The 17,568-nt window shown below is 50.9% G+C and carries 18 protein-coding genes and 1 pseudogene; 17 read left to right on the forward strand and 2 right to left on the reverse strand.

Going from position 1 to position 17,568, the window contains the following annotated elements:
- The first annotated feature begins 8 nt into the window (after positions 1–8).
- The 11 genes and pseudogenes from PUT07_RS08870 to PUT07_RS08920 all read left to right on the forward strand — a co-directional run bounded on the left by PUT07_RS08870 (position 9) and on the right by PUT07_RS08920 (position 10,113).
- On the forward strand, positions 9–941 hold the full coding sequence (locus tag PUT07_RS08870; protein ID WP_274469259.1) for an ABC transporter permease: 933 nt from the start codon (positions 9–11) through the stop codon (positions 939–941).
- 16 nt (positions 942–957) lie between these two features.
- On the forward strand, positions 958–1,836 hold the full coding sequence (locus PUT07_RS08875; RefSeq protein ID WP_274467598.1) for a carbohydrate ABC transporter permease: 879 nt from the start codon (positions 958–960) through the stop codon (positions 1,834–1,836).
- Positions 1,837–1,850: 14 nt separating this feature from the next.
- Entirely contained in the window at positions 1,851–4,091 is a 2,241-nt protein-coding gene (locus tag PUT07_RS08880) for a glycosyl hydrolase family 95 catalytic domain-containing protein (RefSeq protein WP_274467599.1), read from the forward strand.
- Positions 4,092–4,107: 16 nt separating this feature from the next.
- A pseudogene (locus PUT07_RS08885) lies at positions 4,108–4,748 on the forward strand (SGNH/GDSL hydrolase family protein).
- A gap of 339 nt (positions 4,749–5,087) precedes the next feature.
- A complete protein-coding gene (locus PUT07_RS08890; RefSeq protein ID WP_274467600.1) occupies positions 5,088–5,420 on the forward strand; it encodes a WGxxGxxG-CTERM domain-containing protein in 333 nt (110 codons plus the stop codon).
- Between the two features lie 142 nt (positions 5,421–5,562).
- On the forward strand, positions 5,563–6,075 hold the full coding sequence (locus tag PUT07_RS08895; RefSeq protein WP_274467601.1) for a TetR/AcrR family transcriptional regulator: 513 nt from the start codon (positions 5,563–5,565) through the stop codon (positions 6,073–6,075).
- Positions 6,076–6,111: 36 nt separating this feature from the next.
- Positions 6,112–6,618, forward strand: a complete 507-nt coding sequence (locus PUT07_RS08900) for a DUF4188 domain-containing protein (RefSeq protein ID WP_274467602.1) — start codon at positions 6,112–6,114, stop codon at positions 6,616–6,618.
- A gap of 412 nt (positions 6,619–7,030) precedes the next feature.
- Positions 7,031–8,506 (forward strand): FAD-dependent oxidoreductase, encoded by a 1,476-nt coding sequence (locus PUT07_RS08905; protein WP_274467603.1) that lies wholly within the window; start codon positions 7,031–7,033, stop codon positions 8,504–8,506.
- Positions 8,507–8,572: 66 nt separating this feature from the next.
- On the forward strand, positions 8,573–9,181 hold the full coding sequence (locus PUT07_RS08910; RefSeq protein ID WP_274467604.1) for a TetR/AcrR family transcriptional regulator: 609 nt from the start codon (positions 8,573–8,575) through the stop codon (positions 9,179–9,181).
- Between the two features lie 110 nt (positions 9,182–9,291).
- Entirely contained in the window at positions 9,292–9,456 is a 165-nt protein-coding gene (locus tag PUT07_RS08915) for a YozQ family protein (RefSeq protein WP_274467605.1), read from the forward strand.
- A gap of 195 nt (positions 9,457–9,651) precedes the next feature.
- A complete protein-coding gene (locus PUT07_RS08920; RefSeq protein WP_274467606.1) occupies positions 9,652–10,113 on the forward strand; it encodes a carboxymuconolactone decarboxylase family protein in 462 nt (153 codons plus the stop codon).
- 65 nt (positions 10,114–10,178) lie between these two features.
- Here PUT07_RS08920 and PUT07_RS08925 read toward each other — a convergent pair whose 3' ends face one another.
- A complete protein-coding gene (locus tag PUT07_RS08925; protein WP_274467607.1) occupies positions 10,179–10,841 on the reverse strand; it encodes a hypothetical protein in 663 nt (220 codons plus the stop codon).
- A gap of 175 nt (positions 10,842–11,016) precedes the next feature.
- Here PUT07_RS08925 and PUT07_RS08930 point away from each other — a divergent pair, with 175 nt between their 5' ends.
- The 5 genes from PUT07_RS08930 to PUT07_RS08950 all read left to right on the forward strand — a co-directional run bounded on the left by PUT07_RS08930 (position 11,017) and on the right by PUT07_RS08950 (position 15,051).
- Positions 11,017–11,592: a LysE family translocator gene (locus PUT07_RS08930; RefSeq protein ID WP_274467608.1), complete on the forward strand. Its 576-nt coding sequence runs from the start codon at positions 11,017–11,019 to the stop codon at positions 11,590–11,592.
- Positions 11,593–11,619: 27 nt separating this feature from the next.
- On the forward strand, positions 11,620–12,396 hold the full coding sequence (locus PUT07_RS08935; protein ID WP_274467609.1) for an AraC family transcriptional regulator: 777 nt from the start codon (positions 11,620–11,622) through the stop codon (positions 12,394–12,396).
- 125 nt (positions 12,397–12,521) lie between these two features.
- Positions 12,522–13,004 (forward strand): NUDIX hydrolase, encoded by a 483-nt coding sequence (locus PUT07_RS08940; RefSeq protein WP_274467610.1) that lies wholly within the window; start codon positions 12,522–12,524, stop codon positions 13,002–13,004.
- 173 nt (positions 13,005–13,177) lie between these two features.
- Positions 13,178–14,110: a D-2-hydroxyacid dehydrogenase gene (locus tag PUT07_RS08945; RefSeq protein WP_274467611.1), complete on the forward strand. Its 933-nt coding sequence runs from the start codon at positions 13,178–13,180 to the stop codon at positions 14,108–14,110.
- A 32-nt stretch (positions 14,111–14,142) separates the two neighbouring features.
- Positions 14,143–15,051 carry a class I SAM-dependent methyltransferase gene (locus PUT07_RS08950; RefSeq protein WP_274467612.1) on the forward strand — a complete coding sequence of 303 codons (909 nt, stop codon included), beginning with the start codon at positions 14,143–14,145 and terminating at the stop codon, positions 15,049–15,051.
- A gap of 7 nt (positions 15,052–15,058) precedes the next feature.
- On the opposite strand, the gene blaOXA is transcribed toward PUT07_RS08950, so the two are convergent.
- A complete protein-coding gene (gene blaOXA / locus PUT07_RS08955) occupies positions 15,059–15,862 on the reverse strand; it encodes a class D beta-lactamase (protein WP_274467613.1) in 804 nt (267 codons plus the stop codon).
- A gap of 144 nt (positions 15,863–16,006) precedes the next feature.
- Here blaOXA and PUT07_RS08960 point away from each other — a divergent pair, with 144 nt between their 5' ends.
- Positions 16,007–17,389, forward strand: a complete 1,383-nt coding sequence (locus tag PUT07_RS08960; protein WP_274467614.1) for an aminotransferase-like domain-containing protein — start codon at positions 16,007–16,009, stop codon at positions 17,387–17,389.
- The last annotated feature ends 179 nt before the right edge of the window (positions 17,390–17,568 follow it).

A 17,568-nucleotide genomic window follows, 5' to 3' on the forward strand; every position in this document is an offset into this window, starting at 1 on the left:
CCAAGCCGATGCCAGCCTTCGGAGAGAAGAGGAAATTCCGTTTCGGGATTTTGCTGGATATCCGCAAAAATAAACTGCTATATGTGATGCTAGTGCCGGTTCTTCTGTATTATATCGTGTTTCACTATGCGCCTATGTACGGGGCCGTGATCGCCTTCAAGGATTTCACACCGAGACTTGGCATCTGGGGGAGCGATTGGGTCGGATTCGAACATTTCCGCGAATTTTTCACTGGCCCTTATTTCTGGCGAACGATCAAAAATACGGTGCTGATCAGCTTCTATCAGCTGTTATTCGGATTCCCCGCGCCGATTATCCTGGCTCTGCTGCTGAATGAGTTGAAGCATGCGATGTTCAAACGAACGGTACAGACCGTGACTTATATGCCGCACTTTATTTCCTTGATTGTTATCTGCGGGATACTGAAGGATTTCACCTCCAGCGAGGGCGTCATTAACGATATCATCGCCTTCTTCGGCGGGGAGCGGATGACCTTTCTGCTTGAACCCGGTTTATTCCGCAGCGTCTATGTCTCTTCGGGCATTTGGCAAAATATCGGTTGGGGAACGATCATTTTTCTGGCGGCTTTAACCGGGATCGATCAAGAGCAGTACGAGGCAGCCAAAATCGACGGGGCCGGCCGCTGGAAGCAGATGACGCACGTCACGCTGCCGGGACTGATGCCAACCATCGTCATTCTGCTCATTCTCGATATCGGGCGGATGATGAATGTCGGGTTTGAGAAAATCATTTTGCTGTATAATCCAGGCACATTCGAAACGGCTGACGTCATTTCCTCCTATGTGTACCGCGTCGGTTTGCAAGATTTCAACTATAGCTTCAGTTCAGCGGTGGGCTTGTTTAACTCGGTCATCAATTTTGTCCTGCTCATTTCTTCCAACTGGATAAGCCGCAAATTTAACGATACGAGCTTGTGGTAAAGGAGAGAGAGTGATCATGCTGAATAAAGCGAGCTTTTCAGAGAAATGTTTCGATTTTTGCAATACGTTGTTGATGCTCCTGTTGATTGTCCTTACCATATACCCGCTTATTTATGTAGCGTTTGCTTCCGTCAGTGACGCAGGAAGCCTGATGGGGCACAAAGGCATATTGTGGCGTCCCATCGGTTTCTCGCTTGATGCCTATACCAATGTATTTCGCAATCCGATGATACTCAAAGGCTATGGAAATACGCTGTTTGTCGTGCTGATCGGCTTGGCGCTGAATATTGTGCTGACCTCGTTCGGAGCTTACGCGCTTTCACGGAAGAGCTTGCAGTACCGCAAGCCGCTCATGCTGTTCATCATTTTCACGATGTTCTTCAGCGGAGGCTTGATTCCTCTTTACTTGACGGTGAAAGGGGTGGGCATGCTCGATTCCTTATGGGCGCTAATTATTCCGCAGGCCATTAATACGTTTAACTTGATTCTCATGAAGACGGCCTTCGAAGCCATTCCCGATGCGCTGGAAGAGTCGGCCAAAATGGACGGGGCGAACGATTTCGTAATTTTATTCCGGATTGTGCTGCCGCTCTCCATGCCTGTCATCGCCGTCATGCTGCTGTATTATGGCGTAAGTCATTGGAACTCCTGGTTCAGCGCGATGATTTTCCTGCAGGAACGTTCGCTCTATCCGCTGCAGCTGGTTCTGCGGGAAATTCTGCTGCAAGGGGAAGCGAACGCCAACTCGGGCGCTTCCGACGGCGATGCGGCTATGCTTGCCGCTACCTTGAAGTACGCGACGATCATTGTCGCTACGGTTCCGATTCTATTCGTATATCCGTTTCTGCAAAAATATTTCGTCAAAGGCGCTCTGATCGGAGCGATCAAAGGTTAGGGGAGGACACTCGCATGAAAGACAGCGGCGGATCGGCCGTTCAGCTCGATGTGAATTGGGAGAGCTTCATGGCGGCTAACGATATGGAGTGGGTCGTCAAGCCTGTGAGTTGGGATGAAGGGGCGTTCCTCGGCAATGGCTTGCTGGGCACGATGGTGTACGGGGAGGAGCATGCGAGCAAACGGCATGTGCTCCGCATGGTGACTGGTCGTACGGACGTAACGGCTATCCGGACGGACAGACCCGGATTCCCGCCCCGCGTTCCGCTCGGTGAGCTGGACCTGGAATTGCAAGGGAAGATCTATCACCCGACGCATATGCGGGTCTGCTTGTGGGATGCGGAGCTGCAGGCAACCTTGACCACGACGAGCGGGGAAGTTAAGCTTCGCTCGCTGGTACACAGTCTCTATCCGGTGATAGCCGTAGAGATCGAAACGTCAGAGGGTGAAAGCGGTGCCCGGTGTGCGTGGTATGCCTATCCGGAAGTCGACCCTGTGTTGAAGAACGCGGACGGCTTGAATATGAATCAATATATGCCGGTTACGGAAGTGGAACAAGGGGAGGAGGAGGGCGGAATACGCGTGTGCACGCAGCGGTATTCGGGCGGGGACGGCTGTGTTACCGCCTGGAAGGATGTGCAGGCTGGGCCGAATCGCCGGATCTGTTATCTATCCGTCGCCCGTGGGCATGACGATGCGGCTAGAGCCGAGGCCGTGGAAGCGGTGGCGCAAGCTTCGGCTGTGAATTTTGAAGCGTGGGTGCAAGCTCACCGGGCATGGTGGCACCGGTATTACCGTCAAAGCTTCGTCTCGCTGCCGGATGGCCGAATGGAAAGCTTTTACTGGATTCAGATGTACAAATTGGCATCGGCTACGCGAGCGGACAAGCCGCTGATCGATAATCAGGGGCCTTGGCTCACATCCACACCTTGGCCTGGCGTTTGGTTCAATATGAATGTGCAGATGAGCTATTCGCCGGTCTATACAGCCAATCGTCTGGAAATAGGGGAATCGCTGGTCCGTTCGCTGGATGCCAACAGGGATCATCTGGTACTGAATGTCCCGGAAGCATGCCGGCACGACTCCGCCGGGTTGGGACGCAGCTGCAGCTTCGATCTGCGGGCTGATGTAGAGGATGAGGTAGGTAATTTGACGTGGATTTGTCATTGCCTATGGCGGCATTACCGGTATGCGATGGACGATGACCTGTTGAGAGACGTTCTATTCCCGATTCTAAGAGGAAGCGTGAACTATTACAGACATCTCCTGGAGGAGGGAGTGGACGGGTTCCTGCATCTGCCGGCGACGATTTCTCCGGAGTATGGCTCGTTCATGCGGACCACCGTTCCGGACTGCCACTATGATCTAGCCTTGCTGCGCTGGGGATGCGAGACACTGCTTGCCATTTGCGGACGGCTGGGGACCGGCGATCCGTTGATTCCGCAGTGGGAAGACATTCTGGCGCGGCTGGTTCCGCTGCCTGTCGACGAGACAGGTTGGATGGTCGGAAGAGATATGCCGCTGGCGTACGGACACCGTCATTTCAGTCACCTGCTGGCGGTCTTCCCGCTGCATCTCATTGGAGGAGAGACGGAGGTGGAGCGTGCTTTAATCGCAACCTCCCTGCGTCATTGGCTGGCCAAGGAAGGCGATCTGCGCGGCTTCAGTATGACAGGCGCCGCATCGATTGCCGCAAGTATCGGTTGGGGGGATGAGGCGCTTCGGCTGCTGCAAGCCTTGCTGCACATCATCAAGCCGAATACGATGTACAAGGAAGCGGGACCTGTTATCGAGACGCCGCTGGCCGGCGCGGAATCGATTCACGATATGCTGCTGCAGAGCTGGGGCGGCAAGCTCCGGGTGCTGCCGGCCGTGCCGGAGGCGTGGGCAGAGCTGGCTTACCACGATTTGCGGGCGGAAGGCGCGTTCCTGGTAAGCGCGGTCCGCAAGGAGGGCGCTACGCAGTGGATCCGGGTGAAGAGCTTAGCCGGAGAACCTTGTCTTATCAAGACAGGGTGGAACGGGCGTATTCGCTGGGATATCCGCGGTGCGGACGGTGCGGTAAAAAGCACCGGTGAAGCGGTCATTCACGATGAGATCTCGCTGGATATAGGCGCAGGCGAAGAGGCTGTTCTGTATCCGGGCGATAAGGCTCCGGAGCTGCTTGTGCGTCCAGTCGAAGAAGCCGGCAAGGTGGTACGGTATTATGGCGGACATAAACCGTGGCGGCTTTATGGATTTCATTCATCCCATTGATCGTGGAGGTTTAAATATGCGTATTAAACAAGGAGACACTGTGTTGTTTCAGGGTGACAGCATCACAGACGCGGGAAGAGTCCGGGACGTTCCTATGGACTTGGGCAGGGGATATACCCGCTCATAACGGCGGCATTATTGGCAGCGGCCTGCCCCGATCTGCAGTTATCCTTCATAAACCGCGGTATCAGCGGGAATCGGGTCAAAGATCTGCAAGCCCGCTGGGAACAAGATTGCCTGAAGCTGCAGCCGGATTGGGTATCCATTTATATCGGAATTAACGATTGCTGGCGCCGGTATGACCGTAACGATCCGACGTCTGCGGAACAATTCGCAAGCGGATACCGGGAGCTGCTCGTCCGGACGCAGTCGGCGCTGGACGCCAAGCTGATTCTGATCGAGCCGTTCGTGCTGCCGGTGCCGGATGACCGGAAGCAGTGGCGGGAGGATCTCGATCCGAAGATCGCCGTCGTGCGGGAGCTCGCGCGCGAATTCGGCGCGCTGCTGATTCCGCTGGACGGCCTGTTCGCTCAGGCGTCAATGACCGCGCCGCCAAGCTATTGGGCCCCGGATGGCGTGCATCCTTCGGCAGCAGGCCATTCGTTGATCGCCAAGGCCTGGCTGAAGGCTGCCGGTGCAGAAGCAGTGGCCCGTTAAAGCTCCGTATCGCTGCGGTTGAGAGGCCCGTCAATGTGGACGGTTCCGCATTTGCGGGCGTTTTGTGGTTCCTGCTGTTTATCAATGTCCTTATTATTTACTCCTTGTTGGGTTCCTATCACATTTAGGAAAGAGGGCGAATCTGAAGCGTCCCCTGTAAGTCCCTGTTTAAACGTGATCCTGCGGAGCATCCTAACTTTGAATATACTTTTAGTTTCAAAGAAAGGGGAATAAGCCATGAATAAACTTCACAAGCTTATAGTAACTTTCGCCTTCATTTCATCTTGCACTTATGGCTTGGCAGAAACAGTTGGTGCACAAGGTCATTCAGGGGTTGGTATGAATGCAACCACAGGTACGGATACGACAGGGATTTATAGTAGCTTAAGTACTTCCGGAGCTTATGGCACAAGTGTCGGATCAGGGACAGGAACTCCGGCAGTCGGGACAAGCAACGATGCCTCTATGCGGAGTGGGTACTTGAATAGCAGTGCCGCTTCTGATGCAAACGGGATCCGCAATTTAAGTTATAACGCCACGTCGAGTACGGATTTTGCCATTCGCACGAATGATGTAGGCCATAACGTCTCCTCAACATCGAATTGGGGCTGGCTTGGATTAATCGGACTTATGGGCCTATTGGGCTCTAGACGTAAAGTTACGGACAGATAAAATAATGATAAAACGCAAGCTGCTAGGGATTTATCCTTGGCGGGTTGCGTTTTTTTGTGTTTCACTGGAAAAAAACGGTTGACAATTTACGGAAAATCATTTATTTATTAATTAATAAATAAATGTGGGGAGACATCAGAAATTGGCCAAAGAAGACCGCAAACAACAACTTATCGATGCAGCCGTAACCGTCTTCGCCAAACAGGGATTTCACAAGACGACGACCGCACATATCGCACAGGCGGTGGGAGTTACACAGCCTTATGTGTTTCATTTTTTTAAAACGAAGGAAGAACTGTTCATCGAAGTACTGCAGCAATCCATCCAGCGTATTGCAGGGAAATTTAGAGAGGTTGAAGCGCCGGCGGAGCAATTGGCAGATCGGATGGGCGCCGCCTTCTATCAATTGCTGGGGACTCACCGGGACGAAACGCTGCTGTCGATGCAGGCGTTCACAACAGCTGAACCGCTTATACGGCAACAGGTTCAGGAAGGCTTCGCGCATATTCATCAGGTGGTGAAGGAGAAATTCGAGCTCGCTGACATTCCGCAGCCCGGCTTTCAAGCGTCCAGCTTCATTGGCCTCGGGCTGGTCGCGGTTATGTCCGAAGTGCTGGAGCTGCCCGAGCTGTCCCCTAATTGTGAGAATGAATAATTACCTTGAATGAAATGTTAAGGGAGATGAGGACCAGTGGCGAAAGTTATTCCGGGAAGATACACGGCGCGAGTGGAAGGGGATTTCGTTGTTTTTCTGATTGGCATGCGTGTCAACCGGGTATGGGCCATCCACAAGTGGCTGCCGGTGCTTCAAGCAATGGGACCGATGATCCGGGAGCTCTACACGAACCGCAAGCTCGGCTTCCGTGGAACGGAGTTTATGTGGGGATGGCGTACCATTCATTTGCTGCAATATTGGGATTCTTACGAGCAGCTGGAAGCGTACGCCCGCGGCGGACAGCATCTTACCGCCTGGCGGAATTTCAACCGCAAAGTCGGAACGGACGGAACCGTTGGTATCTATCATGAAACGTACAAAATCCGAGCCGGCGAGTATGAGTGTGTATATGGCAATATGCCGGTGTTTGGGCTGGCCAAAGTATCGGAACATCTTCCCGCCGTTGGCCATATGGAGACGTCGCGCCGCCGCATGGGCGGAGAGAACGAACCCGCCGTACCGACACCAACCAATCCTCGATAAGGGGATAGGATAAGCAAGGCTGCCTGGATGATGCGAGCATCAACCGGCAGCCTATTTATTTACTTGGATTTCTTCTTTGCGGCAGATCGGCCTTGCTTCTTCGGATCATCCGATGGAGGTGCAGCGTGCTGTGAGCCATTGGGCTTTATGGTATCGGCCATGTTCTCATGCTCCTTTCCTGAGATTCGTACATAGTTATATGCATATAAGCCTGTTTGATCCTAAAAGGATTATCGCAATGTTTTCCATGTGGAATGCCTATAAAAAAACGGTTGACAAAAATTAACTGCCCCGGCATAATAACATTGACTGAACCGTTCAATCTAAAGTCAGATTCAAATTAGGTTCGCTGCATATTTTTTTATAATAATATTGACTGATCTAGTCAATCAACAACGAGGAGGAAATGGTGATGACAACTCATCTTAACCAAAGCAAAGCTATCGTCATTGGCGGGGGGATGGCCGGGTTAATGACCGCGCGCGTACTCTCGGATTATTACGCGGAGGTGCTGATCGTCGAGAAAGACGATTTTCCCGCGGGCCCCGATCTGCGTCCCGGGACTCCGCAGGCTTTCCATCCGCATCGCTTCACGACGCGCGGGAAATCGATTACGGAGCGGCTTTTTCCTGGCTATGAGCATGACTTAGTGGCGCAAGGCTCCCCTTCGTCTCTGAACAAAGCCGTTTATTTCATGAACCAGCACGGGAGCCTGGAACTAAAGTATGAACGGAATGATATCAAATTTAGTCGAGCGGTACTTGAGTGGGTCATCCGTCAACGTGTAGAAGGCATTCCTAACGTACGCTTCTTGTCCAGGCACGATGTCGTACGGTTGGTGACCTCCCCCGACCGCTCAGCGGTTATCGGCGTTCAAGCCAGAGATCGAGATGATCCCAAAGAGGAGAAGGTTCTGACAGCCGATCTGGTTGTGGATACGAGCGGACGTTCCTCGAAACTGTCGGGATGGCTTACGGAGCTAGGCTACGAAGTGCCGCAGCCGGATCGTCTGAAAGTTTCGCTCGGTTACAGTACCCGCCGCTATAAGGTGCCTGCCCATCTGACCCACCTCATCGATAAATGGGACGTCATTAACCTCCAGGGGCAGCCAGCAGCCGGCACTTATACGGGTGTGTTCTCTTTCATTGAGAATCAGGTTGCCGAAGTGCTGCTCTACCGCCCAGGCGGGAATTACCCTCCTACGGATGCCGCCGAATTCGAATTGGCTGTGGCGCAGCTGCCGAACCCGATCATCTCGGAAATCGTACGCGACCTTGAACCCATCACTTCGCCTCGAGGCTTCCGCGTTCCGGAATTATATTGTCACCGCTATGAACAGATGTCCCGCTGGCCTGCCGGATTGCTGGTCTTGGGAGATGCTTACTGCATCTATGATCCGATCTTCGGCCAGGGCATGACGGTCGCCGCGATCGCTGCCGAAATTCTGGCAGCCAGTTTGCGAGAACGACACGCTGCATACCAGCCTGATTGGGAGCACAGTGTGCTTCGCCGAATCAAAGAAGCCATCGAGCCGGCGTTCTGGCTTAACTGCTCGGCCGACTTGCAGTGGGAAGGTGTTCACTACGAGGGTTCGGATTCACGTAAGGGGAATGCCTTCTCCCGGGAATATATGGAGCTGTATCTCAAGCACGCTATAAGCAAGCCCGATTGGCGGCTATACGGTCTTTACTGGGCTGTGAATACGTTGTCCGTGTCACCGAGACATATTTTCAACCCGCAGACGGTTGTCCAAGTGCTTAACTTTACAGAGGAAGGCAAGCAGCTTCTCGCAGAGCTTAAGGTGGAAGACGGGCAGACTGTGGAGGCCGTGCTGGATGGGCTTCTGCCCCGATTCTCGGATAAGCCTTTCGAGCCGGCGAAGGAATAGCGATTTTGGATATAGGTTTTGTTATACTGGTAAATATCTATATCGTCCGCAAAGGAGCACTCGACATTGGCACCATTAAACGATGAACAATTACACCAAATCCGCGATGAACGTAGAGAGCAAATTAAGGCGGCGGCTATTCAGGTATTCGCCCGAAAAGGCATCCTAAACGCGAAGATGAGCATGATCGCAGAAACGGCAGGAATCAGCAACGGGCTGTTGTACCATTATTACAAATCCAAAGATGAATTGTTTCTGTCACTTGTTCAAGAGGCGATGCTCGAGACGGAAGCGGCCATGCGAGGCATTCATGAAATGCCGGGCACACCAATCGAGAAAATAAGGGCATTGACGGCGGACATTCTAGATGAAAGCGGAGCGCCGTATTTCATGCTCATTCACCAAGCGCGGACGTCCGACGGGGTGCCCGACAAGGTTAAGCTTCTTCTGGAGGCGTATTCGATGGATACCTTCATTGATCAACTGCTTCCTTTATTCCTGGAAGGACAGCAGGCAGGAGAATTGACGGAAGGAGACCCCAGAGAGCTTATCGCTTGTTATTTATCCGTTCTCTCCGGCATCATGGTCATCAATTCCAATGGGATCGAGGACTACCGAATTCCGAGAGCCGATATGTTGATGCGATTGATTGCGCCGCAGTACCGAACGAATTGATAACTAATGACATGTGGGCAATTCGTATTTGAAGCTGACGCCGATTTACGTAAATGATCCGATTCTTGGAATACTAACGATGTAGGTCCAAGAAAACGGAGGTGAATGCAATGAAGAACGATAAGAAATCGAAAGATCGGGAATTGCAAGGTAACGCCCTGACTCATGAACAGTTATCTGATGTTTATGCGGCAGGAACGAGCGATGGCATACACGAGTTAGCGGAAGGCAAGATCAAAATAACGAACGAAACCTCTAAGGATTTGTCCAAATAAGAGGCTTTGAATTGATGAAGAAATAAACGGAGCGCCACGGATTTGTGGGCTCCGTTTTATCTTTCATGATGATGGAATGGGAGGACTGCTGCCTGCGTATGAGGTTGATCTCAGCAGGGGATACTCTGTTAGAAACAGGAAGAAGCCTTGTGGATCAAAGGCAGTTACGATAGAAATGAAGGAGCGTAATAACGAATGGAAGTTAGACTGGATTATACGAAAGTGCGGCCTGAATCGCTGCAAGCCCTTTTAAAATTAGAAGGATATGTGAAGAAAAGCGGCCTCGACCCCAAACTGGTGGAATTGATCAAAATTCGCGCCTCGCAAATTAATGGCTGCGCTTATTGTCTAGACATGCATACAAAAGATGCGCGCGCGGCAGGGGAGACGGAGCAGCGAATATACTTGCTAACCGCATGGCGTGAAGCCCCTTTCTATACGGAATCGGAGCGTGCCGCGCTAGCCTTAACGGAAGCTGTAACCCGAATTTCAGATGCAGGCGTGCCCGAGGAATTGTTTGAGAAAGTTCGCAGACATTTCGATGAAGAACAATATGTTGATTTAATTATGGCAATAAACGCGATTAACTGTTGGAATCGTATCGCAATCTCAACGGGAATGTTACCGGGTGACTATCAGCCGTCCGCACATAAATAATGGTTCAACGAAGGAAGCCGCGTCCGTCAGGATGCGGCTTTTTGCTATTTGACCTATACCGACAGTTAAATATCGTCCGTCAAGACAAGCGTCTTCCCGTTGACAATTCCCTTCAGCTTCAGCATGGCCAGATTAACGTAAACCGTGCCGTCATATGTAAAAGATCCGGTTCCTTGTGAATACTGACTCTTGGAGGCAAATAAGCCGATAAGCTCGCCATCAAGACTCACCTGCACCATGGGTTCACCCCAGCTGATGGTATAGAAGCTGCTTAAGGTGGTAAGAGAGACATACTGCGCGCCATCTACTTGGATGAGTCCGAATTCTCCCGTGCTTTTTTTGGCTTTTTCCTCATTTAAGCTGAGAATGGCCGTCGTAATCGTCTGAAATCCGCTGCCCGGATCATTCGAAGCTTGCGGCTTAGGCGTTGCGGAAGGGGAAGGCGTCGGAGTCGGGACCATCGGCTGAGTTTCTTTCTTCTTCAGCGAGATGCCCATATCCGCATCGAAAGAGACCTCATACCCGGTTGCTTCGCCAAGAGCACGGACCGGCAGGTATGAAGTGCCGTCCACAACGATTGCCGGAGTGGCTAGCGTTTTGCCTTCGATTTGGAAGGGGAAAGCTCCCTGTATCGTTCTGCCTATGAGATTAGTGACCTCTTCTGCATGCGCAGATACGGTTGTCGCTATAAGAAATCCGGCCAAACCGCCGATGATATATTTTTTCAATGGATGCACCGACCTTCGTACAGTTTGATTTTATGATTGCAGAAATCTATGATTAATAAGATTAATAATACGCTATGTTGTTTTGGGCCTGCAACTGATTCATGGTGCAATAATGTACTATAGGGACTTTCATCCAAGATGTAGGATATGAGAATAGCCAGAAAGGGGTTATCTCATGGACATAACATCTTTTTTAATTTATTGCTTCATTGCTACGTTCACACCGGGACCTACCAATATCGTCATATTATCCACCGTTCAAAATACGGGCGCCCGAAAGGCAATAAAGTATTCTTATGGAGCAACTGCCGGTTTTGGACTGTTACTCGTTATTTCTGCCATGTTAAATTCGATTCTCATGACGATTCTGCCGAAAATCATCATAGTGATTCAGATCATTGGCAGCGTATATATGTTATATTTGGCCTATCAAATATACAAATTGGATGCAACGAATTCGACTGTACGCCAAACGGCTACCTTCATGTCAGGCTTCCTTATGCAGTTTCTCAATCCCAAAGTCATCTTATTTACATTCACTGTCGTACCGACTTTTATTTTACCCTATTACAGCTCGAGCCCCGCAGTGACGATAAGGATTTTCGCTATCATCGGAATTGGATTTTTAGCATTTATGACATGGGTGCTTTTCGGTGCATGCTTCAAAGCATTTTTACAAAAGCATAACAAGATAGTCAATGTTGTGATGGCGTTATCTCTTGCTTATGCGGCCGTCATGGTATGGAAGTAGGTAAAGCTGATGAAGAGGTGATGGAAAATGAACAAATTTATTTACAAAAAATGTGCCGGGATTACGGCGTTGTCCGCCAGTATGACCGATTTTACGTATAAGAAGCATGCTCATCAGGAATATGCGATTGGAGTTACGCTGCGCGGGATTCAAGAATATAACTTGGAAGGCAGTTTGCAATTATCCTACCAGAATGGCATCATGCTTTTTCATCCGGAACAGGCTCATGATGGAATGGCGCACGACAAGACAGGGCTGGACTATGTCATGCTCTACTTCGAACCGCAATTGCTTCTGGAGGTTATTGAAAAAAAGGATATCATCCGTTTTTCAAAACCGATAGTGTATGACGACCGGCTTCAGCGGCAAATATTAAGCCTCTCCAATGCGATATGTAACGAAAAAGATGAAGCTTTGTGCAGTGAATTGTTCTTATCTCTCACCGATCGCCTCGTTCAAACGAAGCTTTCGACGGACAACAAGAAGGATAACACGCTCATTCGTAAAGCAAAGGATATGCTCCATGCCAATCTGGAACATGTTCTTAAACTTGACGAAATCAGCAGCGAGCTTCAGTTATCCAAGTTTCAGTTTATTCGATTATTCAAGGCGCATACTGGCATTTCACCGTATCAATACTTTCTCAATTGCAAAATCGAACGTGCCAAGCAGTTAATTGAAAAAACGAAAGATGTTTATTCGGCTGTAGCCGCCTGCGGGTTTGTAGATTTAACTCATCTAAATAAGCATTTTAAAAGTGTATATGGAACTACGGCATTTGAATATATGTCCTATTTGAATTGAATGAGCATGAAGCTATAACTCCTTCCTACTCTATTGTCTTTTAGTTAGATCCAGCAGATAATAATGGTAATCTGTAGGATGTGTTTAAGGAATGATAGTACACTCATAGAAACGGGTGATGCTTAGTGTTCTTAGTGAATTCTCGGGCCATAATTGAGAGAACGGTTGATGGAGAAGCAGAAATAGTAGTTCAAACGAGGAATAGGTCAGGGGAGCCTCAACGAATTGAGCTTCCTGGCGGAAGAATTGAGCCGTACGAATCTTTAATAGCCGCTCTGATCAGGGAAGTGAAGGAAGAGACCGGGCTCGATGTAGTTGAAATTGAAGGTGAGGATACTCGGATTGATACCAAAGGTATTGATCCGGGTTTCGAAGTGGAATGTATGAGACCGTTTGCTGCTTATCAAACGATCAGAGGTTCTTTTGACTCTGTTGGTGTTTATTTCCGCTGCAGGGCTCAAGGTGAGCTGCTATCTTCAGGAGATGATACGAAGAACCCGCGATGGATCAAAGTCGATAAACTAAGATACATGATGAATGAGGACCCTCTGCAGTTTTCCAATGTTGATAGGGCAGGGATCTTGTTTTACTTGAAGTCATTGGATTAAAAAAATCATGCTCACGTCTCTGATTTTCAAGGGGCGAGAGCTTTTTTATTTGCTGAATAAATGGGATTATTTGGGAGGTATTTAACAAAAAAGAGGCATTAATTAAATAGTGAACTTGCTGTGGTAAAATGGGTTTACCTGTATGGTTTATGGATTCTGAGGGGGCATGGCAGATGGATATTAGAAGAATTATGGTGACCGGAAGGATGTACCGAGACTTAGAGAAGCTGGCTTTGCTGGATCCTAAGCGGGAGTATCTGTTTCTTCCGGAGGCGGAGGTAAGAGCGCATCATTTCGACTGGGCGGATGGTTATGTGGCATTTAAACCGACGGAATCGTTTCATTTCGGCAAGTTGCGATGGGTTCATGCGCTTGGGGCTGGCGTAGATGCCTTCTTATTTAATCGTGAGTGGAAAAAAGATGTATTATTAACGCGTACGATCGGCAGCTTCGGACAGAAAATAGGGCAATATTGTTTGAGTTATCTGCTTGCCGATGTACAGCTTCATGAAAATTTTCAACAACACCAGCTCGCTAGACAATGGATGCCTTCACAGACGAAGCTGCTTCAGCAGCTAAACGCCGTCATTTTCGGTACGGGTACGATTGGTGAAGAAGTAGCGAGAATGCTGAGTATATTTGGGGTCAACGTTATCGGAATATCTCGCAGCGGTGCTCCGAACCGGCATTTTCACAAGGTCCATCCGGTGACCGAGGTGCTGCCTTTGTTACCTCAGGCTGACTGGGTGATTAACACGCTCCCTTTAACACCGAGCACGGATCGATTGTTCGAAGAACGGTTGTTTTCCTGTATGCGCGGTGCAGGCTTTATTAATGTCGGCCGGGGTGCTTCCGTGGATGAAGATGCTTTATTCGGGGCGATTGAACGGGGCTACGTTCGCAGAGCTGTTCTTGATGTGTTTAGAGAGGAACCTTTGTCCGCTGCATCGCCGATATGGAGTCATCCCAATGTTGTTATTACACCTCACATTTCGGCAATTACCGGACTGGATGAAGCGGTTGACGGCTATCTTTCCGTGCTAAGAGAATTGGAGAACGGGCAGGAACGAGTTAGCCATTCGGTGGACGTAAGCCGAGGATATTAATGGGTTGGAGTTTATTCGGGAGAGGTAGCTAAATGGGTGATTACTATTGGAATAGCAAGATCGATTACTTAAGCAAGACGAGATCGCTCTACTACAATGATGACTATTTGGAATTCCTCGTTAAGTGTGTTTGGAAAATAACATCTCCGGTTCGAATCATCGATTTTGGGTGTGGTTATGGCTACTTGGGAACCAAGTTTTTACCATTGATTCCGGAAGGCTCTACGTATACGGGTGTCGATGCTGGCAACAAATTAATCGACCATGCAAAGGAGCTATTTGCCGGCACTCCGTTTAAAACCGAATTTATCCTTGGCGATGTTCAGAAGATGAGTTTTGAACAAAAGTATGATATTGTGGTTTGCCATGCCTTCCTATTGCATGTGGAAAATCCGAAGGAGACTCTTCAAAAAATGTTATCCTGCTTGGTGGATCAAGGCAGAATTATTTGTTTTGAACCACACTGGATCTCCGCCATGGCAAACTATTATCTCGATGGTTACAATTCTTCAGATGTCGTCCAATTAGGATTTCTTCAGGAATTGTTCGAAAGAGACAGTAAACGCAGCGGCAAGGATGGGAATATCGGAATAAAGCTTCCTGTCTATTTAAGCCAACTAGGCGTTAAGCAAATTGAGTGCCGGGTTAGCGATAAGGTGAATTTCTTAGATCCTTATTCTGAACATGGGAAACAGGATGCCCTTTTCAACTCATTAAAGGAAGACGGATTCGGAGCAGAACCAGGCGCAGAAGAAAGGTTTATTGCAAATCTCGTTAACCGTGGTGCTACCTGTGAAGAGGCACTAAAGGAGTACAGGCTGGAATTATTTCTGTCAAACATATTTCAGAATGACGTATTCCTGACCTACGCTGCAAATATGAAGATTACGACCGGGGTTATTTATCAAAACAAAAGAGGTCAACCAGAACAATCTGGCTGACCTCTCCTCACATAATGCCAAGGCGTTTCAAGGCTTCCAGCGTAACCGTCTTGGCGGTTGTTCCGCTGCTGTCCACGTTAGCGGCGAACACCCAGTCGGTCTTCCCGCGCTCCACATAGCCCACATACCAGCCGAGGCCCATGTCCGACAGCCGCGTGCCGGTCTTGCCATGCACGGTGTACTCGTCCTGGTCATTATCAATCATGATCCGCTTGACGGTCTTCATCGTCTGCTCCTGGAAGGGCAGCGTCTCCTCCACCAAGTCTTCCATGAAGCCGACCTGCTCCTCCGCCGAAATCTTCAGCGAGCTGTCCAGCCAAAAGGTATCGATCCCCCCGCTAATATCCATATTGCCGTAATGAATCCGCTCCACATAGTCCTTCATCCGCTCGGCCCCGATGTCCCGGGCCATCGCCTGGTAATACCAAATTGCGGATGCCCGCATGGCCGAGGCCAGCGTATGGTCACGGTTCCACGTCTCGAATGGCCGGACGATGCCGTCCCATCTCTTCACGTCGTATTCATCCTGTACCGCTCCCGCCTCCAGACCGATGAGCGCGTTAGGCACCTTGAACGAAGACTCCGGCGTGAACCGCTGCCGGCTCCGTTCGGGATTGCAGACGTAGACGCGGTCCTTCTTCAGGTTTTTGATGATTAGGGTACCCTGTACATCATGGAACAGTTCCTCGCAGGGGAGCTTCGTCTCTTTCGCGGCGGCATTCACGGGCAGTGCAGCACTACCTGTTGAACCGGCGAACAGTAGGGCAGCGAATGTCAGAGCGACTTGATTTCTCTTTGACCAGGTTAGCAAATTGCATTCCTCCTTAGGCTTCTTCATAATGGAATAACAGTAAGGCTCGTGTCGACAACACTGAGTATAGAGGAATGAACGGCTGGGCTGCACCGCCGTTTGCGGCGATTGTACCCGTACAGTTGGTAGAAGGGAGTGCTAGGGATGCTGTATGAAGCGATCGTGGAGCAGCTTCTGCAGGAGATGCAGGACGGGAAGCGGAGGCCGGGGGACAAGCTGCCGTCGATCCGGGAAGGGGCGGAAGCTTTCGGCTGCAGTCGAAATACGGTGATTCGGGCGTACGCCGAGCTCGAGATGAGGCACCGAATCTATGCCGTGCCACAGAGCGGCTATTATGTCGCGCATCGCCGCCAAGGCGGGAATGAAGCAAGAGGCGGAACGGAAGTACAGGACGTTATCGATTTCGAATGGGCGGGCCCAGACCGGAGCGCCATGCCGTACAGGGATTTTCAGCACTGCATGAACGAGGCCATCGAGAGATACCGGGAGGACATGTTCACGTATTCGGAGGGGCAAGGCCTCGCTTCGCTGCGACTTCAGCTGGCGCGGCATCTGCGAGATTTGCAGGTGTTCACGGTCCCGGAGCGCATCTATGTAGTGACGGGCTCTCAGCAGGCGCTACATTTGCTGGTGGGGCTGCCTTTTCCGAACGGCAAGAGGAACATTGTCTTGGAACAGCCGGTCCACGCCGGCATGATCGAATCGCTGCGGGGCTATGCTGGGGAAGTACACGGCATTCCATACGAAGAGGGCGGTATGGATCTGGGGCGGTTGGAGACGTTGTTTCGGGACGGGGATGTCAAATTCTTCTACACCGTCTCGCGGTTCCACAACCCGACCGGGTACAGCCACACGAACGAAGCCCGCAAGCGAATGGTGGAGCTGGCGCAGCGGTATGACGTGTATATCGTCGAGGACGATTATATGGGCGACCTTGATGGAGACTCGAGGAACGACCCCATGTTCGCTACTGATCCGTCCGGACGGGTCATCTATGTAAAGAGCTTCTCCAAGGTCATGCTCCCCGGCTTGCGCCTAGGGCTGGCCGTCCTGCCGGAAGGGCTGCGGGAAGGATTCCTGCGGGCGAAGGCAGCGGCCGACGTACATTCGCCCCTGCTGACGCAGGGAGCGCTCGAGGTGTACCTCGAGAGCGGCATGTTCGCCGCCCACATCGGCCGGATGCGGCAGATCTATCGCCGCAAGGCGGTGCTGCTGCAGGAAGCGTACCGCAAGCATCTGCCGCCGGGGACGGCTTACACCGGATCGTACTCCGGCTTCTACAGTACGATCGGGCTGCCGGCCCCGCTCCGGGCGCAGGCGATGGCCGACCACCTGCTGCAGCGCGGCGTGCGGGTCGACCCGGCCCGGCGCATGTACCTGCCGGAGTTCCGGCAGGAGGGCGTCCTCCGCCTCAGCGTCTCACAGGTGGAGGAGGAACTCATCGAGCCCGGCATCCGGGCCATCGGTGAAGGAATCCGCGAGCTGCTCAGGCAGCGCACGGAAGTGAGGTTTGTGGAGCGGGGTTAAGAGCGGTTATACCCGGATGAGCACCCCCTGTTCATCCAACTGTTTCATTGAAAACCGTGAACAAGGTGGAACGATGGTTTCTGGTCTATGATACCAATATCGGGCCGCCTAAATCGCCATTTAATATATAAGACCCCAGCTATTGCTGTGGGTCTCTTTTTGCCGTATCGGTATGTCCA

The sequence above is a fragment of the Paenibacillus sp. MAHUQ-63 genome (assembly GCF_028765165.1).
GTDB lineage: Bacteria > Bacillota > Bacilli > Paenibacillales > NBRC-103111 > Paenibacillus_E.

Bases quoted from the DNA above. Each gene is read 5' to 3' on its own strand.
- PUT07_RS08920 (WP_274467606.1), top strand. From the start codon at position 9,652: ATGGAAGTTAGACTGGATTATACGAAAGTGCGGCCTGAATCGCTGCAA.
- PUT07_RS08930 (WP_274467608.1), top strand. From the start codon at position 11,017: ATGGACATAACATCTTTTTTAATTTATTGCTTCATTGCTACGTTCACA.
- PUT07_RS08875 (WP_274467598.1), top strand. From the start codon at position 958: ATGCTGAATAAAGCGAGCTTTTCAGAGAAATGTTTCGATTTTTGCAAT.
- PUT07_RS08905 (WP_274467603.1), top strand. From the start codon at position 7,031: ATGACAACTCATCTTAACCAAAGCAAAGCTATCGTCATTGGCGGGGGG.
- PUT07_RS08945 (WP_274467611.1), top strand. From the start codon at position 13,178: ATGGATATTAGAAGAATTATGGTGACCGGAAGGATGTACCGAGACTTA.
- PUT07_RS08950 (WP_274467612.1), top strand. From the start codon at position 14,143: ATGGGTGATTACTATTGGAATAGCAAGATCGATTACTTAAGCAAGACG.
- PUT07_RS08935 (WP_274467609.1), top strand. From the start codon at position 11,620: ATGAACAAATTTATTTACAAAAAATGTGCCGGGATTACGGCGTTGTCC.
- PUT07_RS08870 (WP_274469259.1), top strand. From the start codon at position 9: ATGCCAGCCTTCGGAGAGAAGAGGAAATTCCGTTTCGGGATTTTGCTG.
- PUT07_RS08880 (WP_274467599.1), top strand. From the start codon at position 1,851: ATGAAAGACAGCGGCGGATCGGCCGTTCAGCTCGATGTGAATTGGGAG.
- PUT07_RS08960 (WP_274467614.1), top strand. From the start codon at position 16,007: ATGCTGTATGAAGCGATCGTGGAGCAGCTTCTGCAGGAGATGCAGGAC.
- PUT07_RS08890 (WP_274467600.1), top strand. From the start codon at position 5,088: ATGAATGCAACCACAGGTACGGATACGACAGGGATTTATAGTAGCTTA.
- PUT07_RS08915 (WP_274467605.1), top strand. From the start codon at position 9,292: ATGAAGAACGATAAGAAATCGAAAGATCGGGAATTGCAAGGTAACGCC.